Genomic DNA, 15,390 nt, shown 5'->3' with positions numbered 1-15,390 from the left:
ACTGAATTCTCACACTCTTACGCTACATCAATTCTCCATAGATATACAAAACATATAATAACGAAACAATCATCACCACGAGCACAGTCTCAAGAAAGTGGCTTGATTTTTTATTTCGGTGATTTTGATATCTGCTATGCGTAGCGGATGAATTTACATGAGGGCTCGTTGAAACAGGTCTACTGACTTTAGGCTTTGATTTGGGCTGCTGTACTGGCTGAGAGTGAGAAAGTCCATTCAGGAGGCTTATCCTCATATCACTGGCAGATTGAAATTTCCCTTCCAGGGCATCAAGGATCGATCCTTCAAACTTCTTCAATTGGTCTTTGGAACCGATCGCCTTCCTTAATTGTTGCATATTCCCGTTTCCTGACTTAGTGAAACGCCCCGGATAGGCTAGATTAATGAGGATCATCCCCACAGAGAAAAGATCATAAGAAGGTTCGGCTCTTCGCGATCCCCCGACCCAGTATCCCCTATCAAAAAACTCCGTAAACTCTTTGATTGCCCGGCCATTGATGGTCGTTCCCCCAACATCAATACAGCGAATTCGGTAAGGAGGGCCCGTGACGATCAAGTTTTCAGGTTTTAAATCCCCAAAGACCCATCCTTCCTTATGAATTCGCTCCAGGTCTGTCAGGAGCTGAGCAATGAGTACACCAGTCCAGGAAAACCCTTTTGATTGAACAAATGACAGCAAGTCAGTACCTTGAATATATTCCATCACGTAAAAATGTATTTTCTGTCCCTGGTACTCCCAATCATCCACAGCAAGAAGCTTTGGCCCAAGGGGAGCACCTTGGACCTTAGAAAAAGATTTTAATACATTCACTTCCGATGTAATGGATACATTGCTGTCACTCATCTTTAACGCCTGGTATCCTGAAGTACCTTGTACCAGGTAGACGATCCCGTTCGCACCATATCCTAATTCTTTTACAATGGTGTAGATCTGCTTATACCATTTTCCTCTTACAACTGTTCCAGGCGGGAAATTAAATGGTTTCTTCGAAGTATTGTTCATCATCGCCACGAGAGAGCAATCCCCTTAAAGAACGTTTTTTCTTAAAGTGGGTGATAGCTTCTGAGATCGCGGGACCTGTCGGAGTAATTCCGCCTGGAGACAATTTAGAGAATATACTCGTCAATGTTTCGAGTTTTGGTGTCCAATCCAGCAATTTTTCGACATCTTGTCGTTTCCCGGGAAATACAAAGACGGAAAATTTATTATCACCCATTCTGGCATTCAGGCTCAATGACAGGTCTAATAAGGCTTCCTTAACCGTGGGAAGCTTATGTTTCATACTTGCAGACGTATCGACAAGAATCAACACTTCCATGTCAACGGATTCTCCCAGTTCATCTACAACCTCCATGACCTCCCCGCGTTGTTCGGGAGGAAGCTCCTCCATGGATGCGGATTTACCGAGGATTTGCTTCAGCTCTTTATTCACTACCCCCTGCAAGGTTTGTGTCATCGCTTTACGCGTGACCATTTGTACGGTTTGAGAAAGCTGTTGTGCATATACAATCTGACTTACTCCACCCCCCGATAGAGCAATTCCTTCAATTTCCTGCATTCCATTATCATCTATCACATCATTATCCATGACCCCAATGACGTTCACTGAAATTCCCTGCTCCTTCGCAAGAGCCGCCATCGCAATCGGGTCTTCACCTTGATTTGAGCAACCATCCGTAATTAATAGAATTTGACGAAGTGTACCTGGCTTCATCAGACTCCCCTCCTCATTCTAAAGTTGTTACCATCTTCGCCGAATAAGGAGGGATTTATACTCTAGTTAACTATTTTTATAGGGTGAATATACGACCTAGGAAATTCTCTTTTTATCCTTCGTTTTTGATTTATGCACAGGGATAGACGACCATTTCGGTATATTATGTTTGATTTTTGACACCACAATGGTCATATCATCTTCTATTAAGCCGGAGCTCGACCTGATCACTTCCTCCATTAGAATATCAGCCACTTCTTGTGGTTCCTCCGTTTCCAACTCCTTTATTTTCCTCTTCATCCAGAGATCATAATTTTCTACATGTTTCGGGCCTTCAAAGGCACCATCACTCATCATAATGAGAAGGTCTCCTGCTTTTAACTGCTCAGACACGACATCCACATCGAAATCCTGCTGAAGCATCCCCATTGGTAAATTGCTTGCCTCTACCTTTATGATATTATCTCCCCGCTTAATGAAACTCGGGGTTGAACCAATTTTCAAGAACCTCGATGACGCATTCTGCAGATCGATCATGGCTAAATCCAATGTAGAGAAAATTTCATCATTCGTTCTGAGAGATAGAATCGAGTTGATGGATTTGATCGCTACCTGTTCTTCAATCCCGGATTCCAGTATTTTTTTCAAAAGCCTCAGGGTTTCATTACTTTCATAGTGAGCCCGTTCTCCATTCCCCATTCCGTCACTAATCGCAACAGCATATTTCCCCCTTCCTAATTCAATCATCGAGTAGCTGTCTCCCGATACCAGCCCTCCCCCTTTCGCTGCATGAGAAGCTCCGGTATCCACTACGAATTTCTTGGCAGATTGGAAGGTCACATGACATTGACCGTTCGGAAATTGAGCACACTCCTCCTTTTGAACAATGATATTTTCACCTAAAATATCCGATAACATCGGGGCAATCAGCTTTTCACCCTGTCCATGTCCCCCGCAATAAGGCATGGTCATATCTATATCAACATTCCCCTGTTCCAGGTTATAGATTTCTATGTTTTCAATCTCGATTCCAAACTCTCCGATACTCGATAAGATTTGTTCTTCCTGAATATGATGATTCTCCCTTTCTCTTTGAATTTCTTTCGCGAAGTTCCCCATCACCTCTGATACTCCAAGTAATTGATCGGCGACCAATTTTCTGCTTTCCTGGACCTGCTTCTTTAACTTCAGATTCGCTTGATAGAAGGTCAATTCCTGATATATTGTTTCTTTCAGCTTTTTCTCTCTCGTACAATGCTTCTCTACTTCTCTAGCAAGTTTTGGAGACAGGGGGACACGGCCCTGATCATACTCGGTCATCACATCTTTCATCAGATTATAGGTTTTATCAAAATTCCGGGCCCAGCATTGATCTTTCTTAAAACAGGTTTGACACGTTTTCTCTGTCACATTGCTTAAGAAATAATCGAACTCTTTATCCTCCTCCTCTTCAAATCGGTCTTCTATTTGTTGAAAACTATTGGACAAAGCTTGAAACACCGAGGAAAACTGCGTGACCCTGTTAGCGGTCACATCTCTCACCCTTCGCATGTATCCCTGTTGTTCCTGCTGATATTCGGCAGTTCCAGGAATATGCTTGGCAATTTTAGACGTTAAACTTTGAGGGGTTAAAAATAATAGTAAAATCGCTACCCCCGATTCATATAAGGTTTTCGTTATGACCGTATCTGTTTCTCCGTACATCCCCATTAATAAAGTAGCGATTAACAAACCGATTGCTGCTCCGAATTTCTTTCCTTCTTTCATAAGTCCGCCCAGAAGCCCCGAGAAAGCAAGCAAGCTCATTTGATAAAAGCTGGAAACGTTGGCTAAACTGAAAACAAGCCCAGTGACAACCCCTACTGTGGAGCCCACTGTAGCCCCTGCTATAAAGGAAAACAACAGCACTAAGTATCTTGATAACACATGTTCCACAGACAGATTATATACAGACCAACCGATCGTACCTGTCATAATAGATGCTAATAGAATGATCAGACTGACCACTTCTTCTGTTTTCAGCGATTTCCTTCTGCGCTGAACGGTTACAAGGGGCACACTTTGAATGAAAATATACGTTAACAGAAAGGCAAGGCTCGCTTCTATTAACGCCATTACTCCGTTGTACACCGTCAGTGTTTGTCCTTGCTGGATATAATCGAATGAAAGCTTTGCTGCCATGACTGTGAAGAAGACATAAAAAGCGACGACTCTCAAATTATTCTTATGATATTTCTGAGACAATCGAAAAGCTAATAGGAATATTACCGCACTGACGAACGTATAACTGATACTAGGAAGAGATAAGGTGAGAGCTCCTGCAAGCAATCCGATTAGTGCAATGGGAGATTTCTCTCTTCGAATAATGTAAACAGCGGCGAAGAACGGCAATGCAAACGGAGTTAAATGTGAAAGGATTAACGCTCTTCCCAATAAAAATCCGATAACGAATAAGGCGATTCCCTTTTCTACGAACAGCCACTCCAGTTTCGAATAAATAGACTTCATTCTTTTGGATAGTTCCACCCTAGTGTGTTCAATGTCCACGTTCTGAACAGGTTCTATGATCGACTGATCGGCTTTCCCCATGTATGAAACACTCCCCATTTCTTTTTTGTTAAGTATAAATGGTACAAGCTTAAAACTTTGTCAAAATGAGGGAATACATACCAAGAAAGTTTCGACGACTTTCTATGGATTCCGGTAAAATATTCAGAATATTCTCGAGGCATCCATTCTTCTTTTCTATTTTTTTCGTCCTAAACGCTTATGTGAGTATGCTTGAGGGAATTTTGACAAATTCTTTAATAGATTATATTGACAAGATAATTCTTTCTATGTATCATAGATTTTGTGCCTAAAGGTGCATAAATATGGCGGTGTAGCTCAGCTGGCTAGAGCGTACGGTTCATACCCGTGAGGTCGGGGGTTCGATCCCCTCCGCCGCTACCATATTTCAAGGCCCGTTGGTCAAGCGGTTAAGACACCGCCCTTTCACGGCGGTAACACGGGTTCGAATCCCGTACGGGTCATAGTAAAAAAAGACTATCATTTATGATAGTCTTTTTTTTTGGCTCTTTTCCCATGAAGAGGCGCATCAGGTTTATTCTGCAGACACCACTTCTTCTATTTGCTCCTGGTGATGTTTATCATGACCGATGAAGTCTTCAAAAAACTCTTCAAGAGTAAAGCTTTGATCTCCTACTGAGAACGAATGTTGTAAATCATTTTCAGATACGCTATTTACATAAGCTATAATCGATTCCCGTGTTTTAATACCCTCTTCAATCAAAGCTTCCTTGTTTACCACGTCATGCGCATATTGTGCAGCTTCTCCATTAAAACGTTGAAAATCCGGAAAAGGAGACAGCTGCGCACCTTCTGAAACCTTTGGGAGAATCTCTCCTAATGAATATTGGTCCCATTTGATCATGTGAGAAACATTTGCAGCAATCGACCACTTGCTTTCCTCCATCGGCTGAAACCACTCTTTATCATTGATCTTTTTCAATTCATTAAGCCACAGCTTAAACGATTCATGATGATCGATTATCTGTTCTTTTTTCATAACGGCGGCCTCCATAAAAGTAGTTAAGACTATTTTATTCGATAGGGGCCGGTCGTTTTCCTTTCTACACTACAAAAAAAACAGGCACACTCATCCTTATGAGTATGCCTGTTTTCCGTTCACAACCTGCTATATGATTTAATAGACAGCAAGTTAACCTTTTTTCGCCCCTCTTCCACCACGACGAGACTCAGTATTTTTCTTTAAAGATGATAGACGATCCTCACTGTCTTTCAAGAAACGTGCCATCTTTTGTTCGAAACTCTCTTTAGTGCGTGTATCGTTCTGTTTGTTATTATTACTACGCGGGCGTTGAGGACGCTGAGGGCGCTGCGGGCGTTGTGGTTGCTCTTTCGCTTTTCGGATGGACAAACCGATCTTTCCATCTTTCTCAACATTAATAACCTTAACTGTTACTTCGTCGCCAACTTTAAGGTGCTCGTTAATATCCTTAACATAGTTGTCTGCAACTTCACTAATGTGAACTAAACCTGTTGAACCTTCCGATAATTCCACGAACGCTCCAAAATTTGTAATACCTGTTACCTTACCCTGTAACTTGCTGCCTACTTCGATTGACATAAAAGAAATGCTCCTCCTTAAAATGATAAAAGATAAACCTTATTATATATTATAGCCAATTAAAAAAAAGGGTGTCAATAAGACACCTCTTCTTCTTTCTCTTTATCTGGTTCAGGTATGTTGAAAATAATTTCACCTTCATCTGATAAAAAGTAATCCCGGCGCGCCAATTTGGCTATATATTCATCGTCGTTAAGCTTCACAATCTCTTCTTCCAACGCGGTTTGCTTATCTTTTAGATGTTCTAACTTTTTTTCTAATTGTGCTTTTTCAGTACGTTTATCTTCTAAAACCTGGGCTCTGGAAATGAGAGTCGAAACTAAAAATCCACTAATTGCCAATACTAAAACTAAAAATACTGCTAATCGACGGACCAAACGCTTTTTTCTCTTAGAAGACGAATGATGCATATGCTCCTGATGACGAACATATTCATTTTCCATTGGTGTCACGTTTTTTCTCATTCCCAAACCTCCTTTACAATATGGAGTGGCAAAGCCTTAAGCCCTATTCTTTGTCTTTAGGTTTCTTTTTGAACTTTTCTACCACTCTATATACTTTTTTGATATATGCTTTAAAAATTCCTGCCACTTTATTATATAACTTCTCGACTCTTTTTGTAAGATTTTTCGGCAATAAATTCCAAATACCCTTTAATATCCACCATATTGGAGCCGTTACGAGCTTAGTCGCCCATTGTAACACTTTCCAGATCACCTTTAACAGGAATATTATGACGGATAAGAGCCCTTTTCCTACAGATAAAACCATGGTAATGAGAAGCACAATTATCCATTTTATCGGTGAATAAACTAATTTTTTCACCATTTTCACACCAAAATTATAAAGGGAGATAAAAAATAAGATCACCCGTTCCAAAAAGGCCAGATAAAGCTGCTTGATGAGGGCCTGATAACCAGCAAAGCCACAGAGCAAAGCGATGAAAATATAAAAACGGATCTCACCAAAATTGACGACAAATAAAATATAAAAAATCGACAGGGCTTGTAATACCCAAAACATAATATCGTTTAAGAATACAAGCCACCGTTTTCTTTCAGACCGGTTTAAGAACCGATTGTACGTGTCTAATGTCGCACCAAATAAAGCTCCCATTCCGATCATGGAGAGCATGGTGTAGAACTGGGTTGAGAGTGTCATCGAAACAGCTTGCTAAAGAAGCCTTTAGCCTTCTCCCCATTTTGTTCATCCAGGTAAACGAGATCAAACACCTTTCCTTTAATGGAGACGATGCCTTTATCCACGTCCAGATTTTTCATTTGTAGATTTTGACCTCTTACAGACAAAAATCCCATTACGGTTTCGAGTAGAAACTCTTCATTATCAAAGCTTTCCACCTGTTTAACACCCGTGATATCTAGAAGCTTGCGGCCCCTCATCATGACGTCATGTTCCTGAAAAGTCGTTTTATCTTTGTTTCCATCATAATATTGATTCATACCCATCCCTCACATTCCCATAGTACAAGCTTTGTAACTATGTTTATGTTTTCAGGGGAAAAATAGAACCAAAATAGAGCCTCTTACTATGTAATCCTTATTCCGTTTCTTCTTGAACCCTTTCTTCTGAAAGTACGGAATAAAGTCCACTCGCTTCTTCTTTTTTGGTTGTTTCAAGAAGCCTTTCTATCTTTACCCTCATAATCTTTTGACCAAACCTCACGCTTAATTCATCTCCGACCTTCACGTTAGAGCTCGCTTTTGCTTGCAGTCCATTCACTGTTATACGGCCCTGGTCGGCAATTTCTTTCGCCATCGTTCTTCTTTTAATCAATCTTGATACTTTTAAAAATTTATCTAATCTCATGGATACCATTATTCATTTCCCCTTATTCGATATTCATCTTTTTGGCTTCGTTCCAAAATTGGTCTAGCTCTTCTAAAGTGAAGTCCTCAAAGCTCTTTCCCGTCTTCAAAACCTGTTCCTCCACATAAGAAAAGCGGCGGTAAAATTTTGTATTCGTCATTGACAGGGCTTCCTCTGGAAATATCTTATAGAATCTGGCCACATTGATCAGCGCGAATAAAATGTCTCCAAATTCTTTTTTGATATGGTTTTCACTATTATTCTCGACCTCGTTCTCAAACTCCTTTAATTCTTCCCATACTTTTTCCCAGGCACCTTGTGGGTCTGGCCAATCAAATCCTACTTTTGCGGCTTTCTTCTGGTATTCGTATGCCTTCATGAGAGCCGGCATTCCTTTGGCAACGTTCTTAAGCATCGGTTCATGTTCAACCGGCTTTTCTTGCTTCTTGATTTCATCCCAGTTCGCTTTCACTTGTTCCGTATTTTCTACTTGAACCGAACCGAATACATGGGGATGCCTTCGGACCATTTTGGAAGCAAGACTTTCAATCACTTCCTCCATGGTGAACATTCCTTCATCCTCACCTATTTGGGCATGAAGCATGACCTGGAGCAGGACATCCCCCAGCTCTTCAATCATATGTTCAATATCATCTTCCTCAATGGCTTCCAGTAACTCGTACGTTTCTTCGAGTAAATACTTCTTGAGGGAATGATGCGTTTGCTCTTTATCCCAAGGACACCCATTCGGTCCCCTTAGTGTCGAGATGATTCCTCTTAATGTTGCATATTGTTTATAAGTGGATGCCATTTCTTTCACAGCCGGGACATACAAGCTTGTTAAATTGCTGAGGTGGGCGACACGATCAAGTTCAACCAGTGGGATTCTATCCACCTTCTCTTCCTTGCTTCCAGCCGCTGTGACAAGCATGACCTCATAATCGTATGGATAGAGCTCCATCAGGGTAATCTTCACCTCAGAAGCGATAAAGGCATCATACACCTGTCCGATGATAAGCTGTTGATTCATATGAATGTCGTGAAGCTTTAAGCTCGTACCGTCCAACAGCTGAAAGCCATCGATCGGGTCCGCTCCGACAGAAGCGAACAGAGCATCAATAAAGCTTTGCCCCCCGCCGATCGACACCTGTATCTTTCCTTCTTCATGAAGGTCCAGAAGCATTTGAACAGCCTTTTCAGCGACTAATGGATGACCCGGAACGGCGTAGATAATTGAATGCTTTTCTGATTCCGAAATCAGCTCATGTACAATTTCTTCATACACTTGGTCAAACTTATCATGCTTTTCATATACAGAATCGAAGGATTGAAACTCTACTCCTTCTGCCATTAAATCCTTTACGACTGGATGCTCCTTCGTACGTAAGTATAGATGTGAGCTACTCTTTAGTAATCGGTACACTCCTAACGGGAGCTGTTCGATGTCTCCTGCACCTAAACCCACAATTGTTATTGTATGCATATTGATCTCCTCGCTACTTTTTATTCATTGGTTGTATGATATTCATGATCCTTACCCACTTACTACCAAACGGCAAGAAACCCATTTCTTCCCTTGAGAGGACTTTTCCTCTTAAAAAAACAATCACAAAGATAATGGCACCGATACAAGCTCCTCCTAAAGAAAAAAGGACGGAAAGCTCTCGTTCAGGCATTCCTTTGTCTAAAAGTGTATCATACATCTGCAGGAATACCTGTAACACGATGGTCATGGCTGCTCCGCTCAGCACTAAGGTTCTATAGAAAGAAAAGGGAAAGAACCGGATAGGAAATAATCTCCTTAGCTTCAAGATCATCATACCGGTAATAACAGCTAAAGAACCGACCGTCGAGATGGATGCTCCCATAATACCCATGAGTGGAATGAGATAGGCGTTCCCGAGATATTTTAAGAGTATACCTATCAAAATACAGAATGCCGGGTAATAAATCTTACCTATTCCTTGGAAAATGCCTGAAAACGTAAGAATAAGACAGCTAAAGAAAATGGAAAGACAGAAAACGGCGATTACCTTTGAGCCCAATGCATTTTCGAATAACATCGTATTGGTAGGTACCATGATATTGATGATTCCCAATGTAGCTGCAAATCCGATGGTAATGCTGATTTTAAGGGATAACTGACTGTACTCCCTTATCAAATTTTCTTTCTTTTTCAAGTAGGCACTTGTCACCAATGGAACGATGGTAAGGGAAATGGAGGTAGCCACTACTGTCCCCAGCTGGACAAAGGGCTGACCCCGGTCATAAATCCCCTTCCACGTTTTTCCTGACTCTGCTTCCATTCCAGATGAGGTCAGGAGAGAATACACATTCAAGGAATCAACAAACTGAAGAAGGACCAGAAGCATGGCACTTACACAAATGGCTGTTCCGTTCATTAATAACCGTGACCAAATGTGTAAATAATCAGGAGACAACCTCAGGGATTTGAGTGAAAAAAGCTTTTCTCTGCGTGCAGTCACTATGAGAAGTAAAACCAACAACCCTCCCAGTCCACCGGTTATAGAACCGAATAGCGCTCCGTTTCCCGCAATATACAGAGAATATCCTTGAGAAACTAAAATTGTAGAAAATATAAGTATCGTCGCCACTCTTACCATTTGCTCCGTCACCTGTGAAACAGCGGTGGGCACCATATCTTCCTTCCCTTGATAGTAACCCCTCAGAACAGAAAGGGGAGCTAACAACAGGAAAGATAAAGAAATGACTTGAATCAACGGTTTAAGGAATGGATCCCCCATCCAACGGGAAATCACGCCTGCTCCAAAGTACACGATAAGAAACCAGCTTAATCCAACGAGACATAGGAACATGAAGGAGGTGACGGCTACATTCTTCGCTCCTTCTTCATCTTCATTTTCTATTTTCTCGGCTACTAACTTCGAGATGATCACAGGAAATCCGTAGGTGGATAATGCAATGGCAATTCCGTAAAAAGGATACACCTGCTGATAGATATAAAATCCAATATCTCCAACAATATTTTGAAACGGCACCCGATAGACTGCACTTAATATCTTCGTCACTAGTGCAGCAACCGTTAATACCATTGCCCCTTTCAAAAATTGATTGGAAGAGTACTTCTTACTCAACCAGTTTCCCTGCCTTTCTGTACCACTTTTTTCAATGCTCTTTGAGTCTGTTCAGGCAGAGAAAAAATCGTTTATGTACTGGTCATTTTACCATAAAGAAAGGTCTGTTTTCTCTCTGCAGCAGGCCAAAAATAAAAAAGAAGAGCGGCTAAGTGCCGCTCTTAAAAATTATTGCTCCATTTGTCTAGCTAAAAAGCCAGCTGCCGTTTCTACTGCCTTTTGTTCCACTTCGCCTACTGTACGCTCCTTCGAGAAGATCGCAACGGCGCCAATCGGGTCACCATTTGCGACTATCGGGGCTATCGTATAGGAAGCAAGTTCCTCACCGTGTCCATCGACAAGCTCAGCTTGTCCTTGTTGAGTGTGTAACAGAGACGTACGGTCATCCATAACTTTCTCAACCAGTTCACTGATGTTCTTATTTAAATATTCTTTCTTTGAAGCGCCTGAGATCGCAATTACAGCATCTCGATCACAAATTAACACAGCGCTTCCAAGGCTGTCGTATAATGCTTCGCCGTATTCCTTAGCAAAGTCACCAAGTTCACTGATTGGGGAGTATTTCTTTAAGATGACTTCCCCGTCACGATCGACGAAGATTTCAAGGGGATCTCCCTCGCGGATCCTTAATGTTCTACGAATTTCTTTCGGAATGACGACACGCCCTAAATCATCAATACGACGAACAATACCAGTTGCTTTCATCTATAGTTGCCTCACTTTCATCAGATGATTTTATTTGGCAATGTACCAACTTGTTATTGAATACTTTACCATTGTTGAGTTTAGTATCTTACAACTTAGAAGTTCTATACACATTCAGTTATTTTTTCTGTAATTTCACTAAAATTCTAATGCAGATATCTTTTTCCATTCTTGGCAGCTGCATAAATACTAATACCCTTATCATAGTAAAGTAAAACAAACAGCGCGTTTACATTTTGGTTACAGTATTATAACGAAGGTAAGAATTTCCGTATTTCATCTGATGAAAGCATATGAAGTTTTTATCATTATCAGGCGTTTTCTTCTACTTTTAACGCTTCATCTAAATGCTTAATGATGTCATAAGCCATATTAAACCACTTGGATGATTCCAGGCGTGAGGTATTAATCGATATTTTAAGCTTAGATCCTTCCATTCCGAGGCCCACAGCCCGGCCGTGTTTGTTGCATAAGTTAAAGACCTTGGATCCGTCGATCTGCGCCGTTCCTTCCAGCGACATAAAGATGTTCACTGATTTCTTGTCCTGCTTAATGGATTCAAGCTTTGTATTTTTGGCGTATATTTTCATTTCAGAGATTAAGAATAGATAGCCTACTTCCTCTGGATATTCCCCGAAGCGGTCAAGGATTTCTTCTTCCAGCTCTTCGATTTCAGGAAGCGAAGAGAGAGAGCGGAATCGTTTATACATTTCGATCTTTTGATGACCATCTTTAATATAGTCATCCGGAATATAGGCATCGATTTCGATATCCACTTCAAAGCTTGACTCCGGCTGTTTCGGAAGATCTCCTTTGCGCTCTTCGATGGCTTCTTTCAGCATTTGAGAGTACAAGTCAAATCCGACTGAATCAATAAAGCCGTGCTGCTGTGCTCCCAGAAGATTACCTGCACCACGGATCGTCAGGTCACGCATGGCAATCTTGAATCCTGAACCGAGCTCAGTAAATTCTTTTATCGCTTGCAATCGTTTTTCGGCGACTTCCGTCAGCACCTTATCTTTACGATAGGTGAAATAGGCATAGGCCACCCTGTTCGAGCGTCCAACCCTTCCTCTTAATTGATAGAGTTGAGATAAGCCCATCCGATCGGCATCAAAGACAATCAATGTGTTCACGTTCGGTATATCCACACCTGTCTCAATGATCGTCGTAGTGACCAGTACATCATACTCACCAGCAAGGAAGCTTAAGATCACGGCTTCGAGCTCGTTTTCACTCATTTGTCCGTGTGCATAGGCAATTCTCGCATCCGGCACAAGCATGGAAATTTCGTCCGCTTTTCTTTCAATATCCTCTACTCGATTGTATAGGAAATACACCTGACCGTTCCTGGCCATTTCTCTTTCAATGGCTTCTTTGATCAAAGCACCATTGTATTCCATTACATATGTTTGAACCGGGAATCGATTCTCCGGCGGTGTTTCAATGACAGATAGATCCCTTACTCCAAGCATCGACATATGGAGAGTCCGTGGAATCGGTGTAGCCGTTAAGGTCAACACATCAATATTCGTTTTTAATTGTTTGATTTTTTCTTTGTGAGTGACTCCAAATCGCTGTTCCTCATCGATGATCAATAATCCGATGTCCCTGTATTGAATGTCTTTGGAAAGAAGGCGGTGAGTCCCCACTACGATATCCACGGTTCCGTTCTTAAGACCCTTCGTCGTTTCCTGCTGCTGCTTTCGTGTTCTGAAACGACTTAATAATCCGATTTCAACGGGGAAGTCCTGAAAACGTTCCTTGATTGTTTCATAATGCTGCTGAGCAAGGATGGTGGTCGGCACGAGAATAGCGACCTGCTTTCCATCGGCAATGGCTTTGAAGGCTGCCCGAATGGCCACTTCTGTTTTTCCATAACCTACGTCTCCACATAATAACCGGTCCATCGGCCGTTCTCTTTCCATATCCTGCTTAATTTCACTTACAGATCGCAGCTGGTCATCGGTTTCTTCGTATGGAAACACCATTTCAAACTCTCTTTGCATGTCACCATCGGGGGAAAATGCATAGCCTTTTGCCGCTTCCCTTTCAGCATAGAGCTTAATGAGATCATCTGCTATATCCTGAACAGAGGATTGAACCTTCGACTTGACCTTCTTCCATTCACTTCCGCCCAGCTTATAAAGCTTTGGATCCTTATTCTCTGAAGCGACGTATTTTTGGACAAGTTCAATTTGATCAACCGGAACATAGAGCTTGTCATTTCCCTGATATTTCACATGGAGATAGTCTTTGTGAACACCATTGATCTCCAAGGTTTCAATCCCAAGGAATTTACCTATTCCGTGATTCACATGAACCACATGGTCCCCCACTTTCAGCTCAGAATAGCTTTTGATTCTCTCAGCGTTTGAAAGCTTTTGCCTTCTGGGCTTCTTTTGGGTTTTCTTATTGAATAGTTCCTCTTCTGTAATAACGGCAAGTTTCTGAAGGGGAAGTTCAAATCCGTTCGTCAGGCTGCCGTTGATCATTTGGATCGTGCCCGGCAGCAGCTTATCCCCATCTTCCACAAAGGCGATTTCAATTTTATAATCGTCCAGTACCCTTTGAAGCTTCTTTACCCGTTCTTCATCCGGTCCCAGTAAAACAACGGTATATTTTCCTTTTTTCCAGCGGTCCAATTCTGCTTTTAAAACATTCATCTGCCCATGGAAATTCTGCATAGGCTTTGTAGAAACATTAAAGATATTCTGCGGGCTAGTACTGGGAATATGACGCAGGAAAAGAGAAAAGTACACCTTTGGCAGCTTCGTGTTATTAATCAACCCAGAAAACGCATGGGATACAGGTACATCATGGATGATCTGTCCTTCTTGCAGCAACGAGGTATACCACTCTGCTTCCTCTTTCTCAATGGACTCACTCATTTCCTGTACACGACTGAATTCGTCAAAGAAAATGACTCCGTCTTCAGGTAAATAATCTAGCAAACTACTAGGATGGTCATACGCCAGGGACAAGTACTTGAAAATTTGCTCAGGAACTTGTCCGTTTTCAAGCTGATCAACCTCATGACCTATGTACTCAGTCATCTTTTCCTTTACAGCTGCAGCTTTCACCTTCTTTAAACTGGCTGAAAGTCCAGCTTCAATTTCGCGGATGAGCCTTTCGATGTTCTCATAGCTCAATAAGACCTCTGTGGCTGGTCCTATTTCCATAGCGTTAAGTTTATCAATCGAACGCTGGTCCTCAACTGAAAAAATGCGAATAGAATCAATTTCGGTATCGAATAATTCGATACGGACAGGATTCTGGGACGTTAATGGGAATATATCAACGATTCCCCCGCGAAGGCTGAATTCACCAGGTGTATTGACCATTCCCGTCCTCTGATAGCCCATTTGAACCAATTGATTTAATACTTCATCCAGATCGATATCTTCTCCCGTTTTAAAACGGATTTGATTCGTTTCCCACATGGATTTCGGAGGAAGGATCTTTCTTAATCCTGCGACTGGAACGATATATACACCCGAATGATTCTGAGAAAGCTTATTCAACACTTCGATACGTTGAGCTCTCAGTTCCGGACTAGCCACACTTAATTCGGCTGCGATTAACTCATTAGCAGAATATAAATATACTTCATCCTCGGATAGAAACTGAATGAGATCGTCATAGACTTTCTGGGCTTGAAACAAATTATGCGTGACCACTATGGTGGATTTATTCGTTTGTAAATAGACATCCGCTATATAAGCTGTTCGGGATGAGCCGGACAATCCTGCGACAAGCTGTTCCGATAATTGCTCCTCCACTCCAGCGATGATGGACTGAATTTCTTCACTTTGGTGAACCTGTTTTAAAATACCTTTCAAGTGTACGCTCCTCC

13 protein-coding genes and 2 tRNA genes are annotated in these 15,390 nt (G+C 41.6%); 2 read left to right on the top strand and 13 right to left on the bottom strand.

Annotated features, from left to right (window positions below):
* Positions 1-22: 22 nt before the first annotated feature.
* The 3 genes from FZC88_RS23255 to spoIIE all read right to left on the bottom strand — a co-directional run bounded on the left by FZC88_RS23255 (position 23) and on the right by spoIIE (position 4,325).
* Positions 23-1,027, bottom strand: a complete 1,005-nt coding sequence (locus FZC88_RS23255) for a protein kinase domain-containing protein (protein ID WP_148996601.1) — start codon at positions 1,025-1,027, stop codon at positions 23-25.
* A complete protein-coding gene (locus tag FZC88_RS23250; RefSeq protein WP_044340612.1) occupies positions 996-1,736 on the bottom strand; it encodes a VWA domain-containing protein in 741 nt (246 codons plus the stop codon). Before FZC88_RS23250 ends, FZC88_RS23255 begins: the two co-directional genes overlap by 32 nt.
* Positions 1,737-1,832: 96 nt before the next feature.
* Positions 1,833-4,325, bottom strand: coding sequence for a stage II sporulation protein E (gene spoIIE / locus FZC88_RS23245; RefSeq protein WP_148996588.1), 2,493 nt, complete (start codon positions 4,323-4,325; stop codon positions 1,833-1,835).
* A 286-nt stretch (positions 4,326-4,611) separates the two neighbouring features.
* Between spoIIE and FZC88_RS23240 the strand changes: the two genes are divergently transcribed.
* Both FZC88_RS23240 and FZC88_RS23235 read left to right on the top strand, forming a co-directional pair.
* Positions 4,612-4,688: transfer RNA gene (locus FZC88_RS23240), tRNA-Met, on the top strand.
* Between the two features lie 8 nt (positions 4,689-4,696).
* A tRNA-Glu gene (locus FZC88_RS23235) sits at positions 4,697-4,768 on the top strand.
* A gap of 71 nt (positions 4,769-4,839) precedes the next feature.
* On the opposite strand, the gene FZC88_RS23230 is transcribed toward FZC88_RS23235, so the two are convergent.
* The 10 genes from FZC88_RS23230 to mfd form a co-directional block, all read right to left on the bottom strand.
* The gene (locus FZC88_RS23230; RefSeq protein WP_187443738.1) at positions 4,840-5,304 is read right to left on the bottom strand and encodes a DinB family protein; all 465 of its coding nucleotides are present in this window, start codon (positions 5,302-5,304) and stop codon (positions 4,840-4,842) included.
* A gap of 153 nt (positions 5,305-5,457) precedes the next feature.
* Positions 5,458-5,886, bottom strand: coding sequence for a S1 domain-containing RNA-binding protein (locus tag FZC88_RS23225; RefSeq protein WP_044340617.1), 429 nt, complete (start codon positions 5,884-5,886; stop codon positions 5,458-5,460).
* A gap of 74 nt (positions 5,887-5,960) precedes the next feature.
* A complete protein-coding gene (locus tag FZC88_RS23220; protein ID WP_148971306.1) occupies positions 5,961-6,350 on the bottom strand; it encodes an FtsB family cell division protein in 390 nt (129 codons plus the stop codon).
* Between the two features lie 43 nt (positions 6,351-6,393).
* Entirely contained in the window at positions 6,394-7,047 is a 654-nt protein-coding gene (gene yabQ / locus FZC88_RS23215) for a spore cortex biosynthesis protein YabQ (RefSeq protein WP_148996586.1), read from the bottom strand.
* Complete coding sequence (gene yabP, locus FZC88_RS23210) at positions 7,044-7,346, bottom strand: sporulation protein YabP (protein WP_044340620.1); 303 nt, start codon at positions 7,344-7,346, stop codon at positions 7,044-7,046. Before yabP ends, yabQ begins: the two co-directional genes overlap by 4 nt.
* Positions 7,347-7,443: 97 nt before the next feature.
* Complete coding sequence (locus tag FZC88_RS23205; RefSeq protein WP_044340650.1) at positions 7,444-7,713, bottom strand: RNA-binding S4 domain-containing protein; 270 nt, start codon at positions 7,711-7,713, stop codon at positions 7,444-7,446.
* A gap of 22 nt (positions 7,714-7,735) precedes the next feature.
* Positions 7,736-9,196, bottom strand: coding sequence for a bifunctional methyltransferase/pyrophosphohydrolase YabN (gene yabN / locus FZC88_RS23200; RefSeq protein ID WP_148996585.1), 1,461 nt, complete (start codon positions 9,194-9,196; stop codon positions 7,736-7,738).
* A gap of 13 nt (positions 9,197-9,209) precedes the next feature.
* Positions 9,210-10,829 (bottom strand): putative polysaccharide biosynthesis protein, encoded by a 1,620-nt coding sequence (locus FZC88_RS23195; protein ID WP_262372025.1) that lies wholly within the window; start codon positions 10,827-10,829, stop codon positions 9,210-9,212.
* A 168-nt stretch (positions 10,830-10,997) separates the two neighbouring features.
* The gene (gene spoVT, locus FZC88_RS23190; RefSeq protein ID WP_148996584.1) at positions 10,998-11,534 is read right to left on the bottom strand and encodes a stage V sporulation protein T; all 537 of its coding nucleotides are present in this window, start codon (positions 11,532-11,534) and stop codon (positions 10,998-11,000) included.
* Between the two features lie 311 nt (positions 11,535-11,845).
* Positions 11,846-15,376 (bottom strand): transcription-repair coupling factor, encoded by a 3,531-nt coding sequence (gene mfd / locus FZC88_RS23185; protein WP_148996583.1) that lies wholly within the window; start codon positions 15,374-15,376, stop codon positions 11,846-11,848.
* Between the last annotated feature and the right edge of the window lie 14 nt (positions 15,377-15,390).

The organism is Rossellomorea aquimaris (assembly GCF_008180865.1).
GTDB classification, from domain to species: domain Bacteria; phylum Bacillota; class Bacilli; order Bacillales; family Bacillaceae_B; genus Rossellomorea; species Rossellomorea yichunensis.
This window is presented reverse-complemented; position numbering and strand designations above follow the sequence as displayed.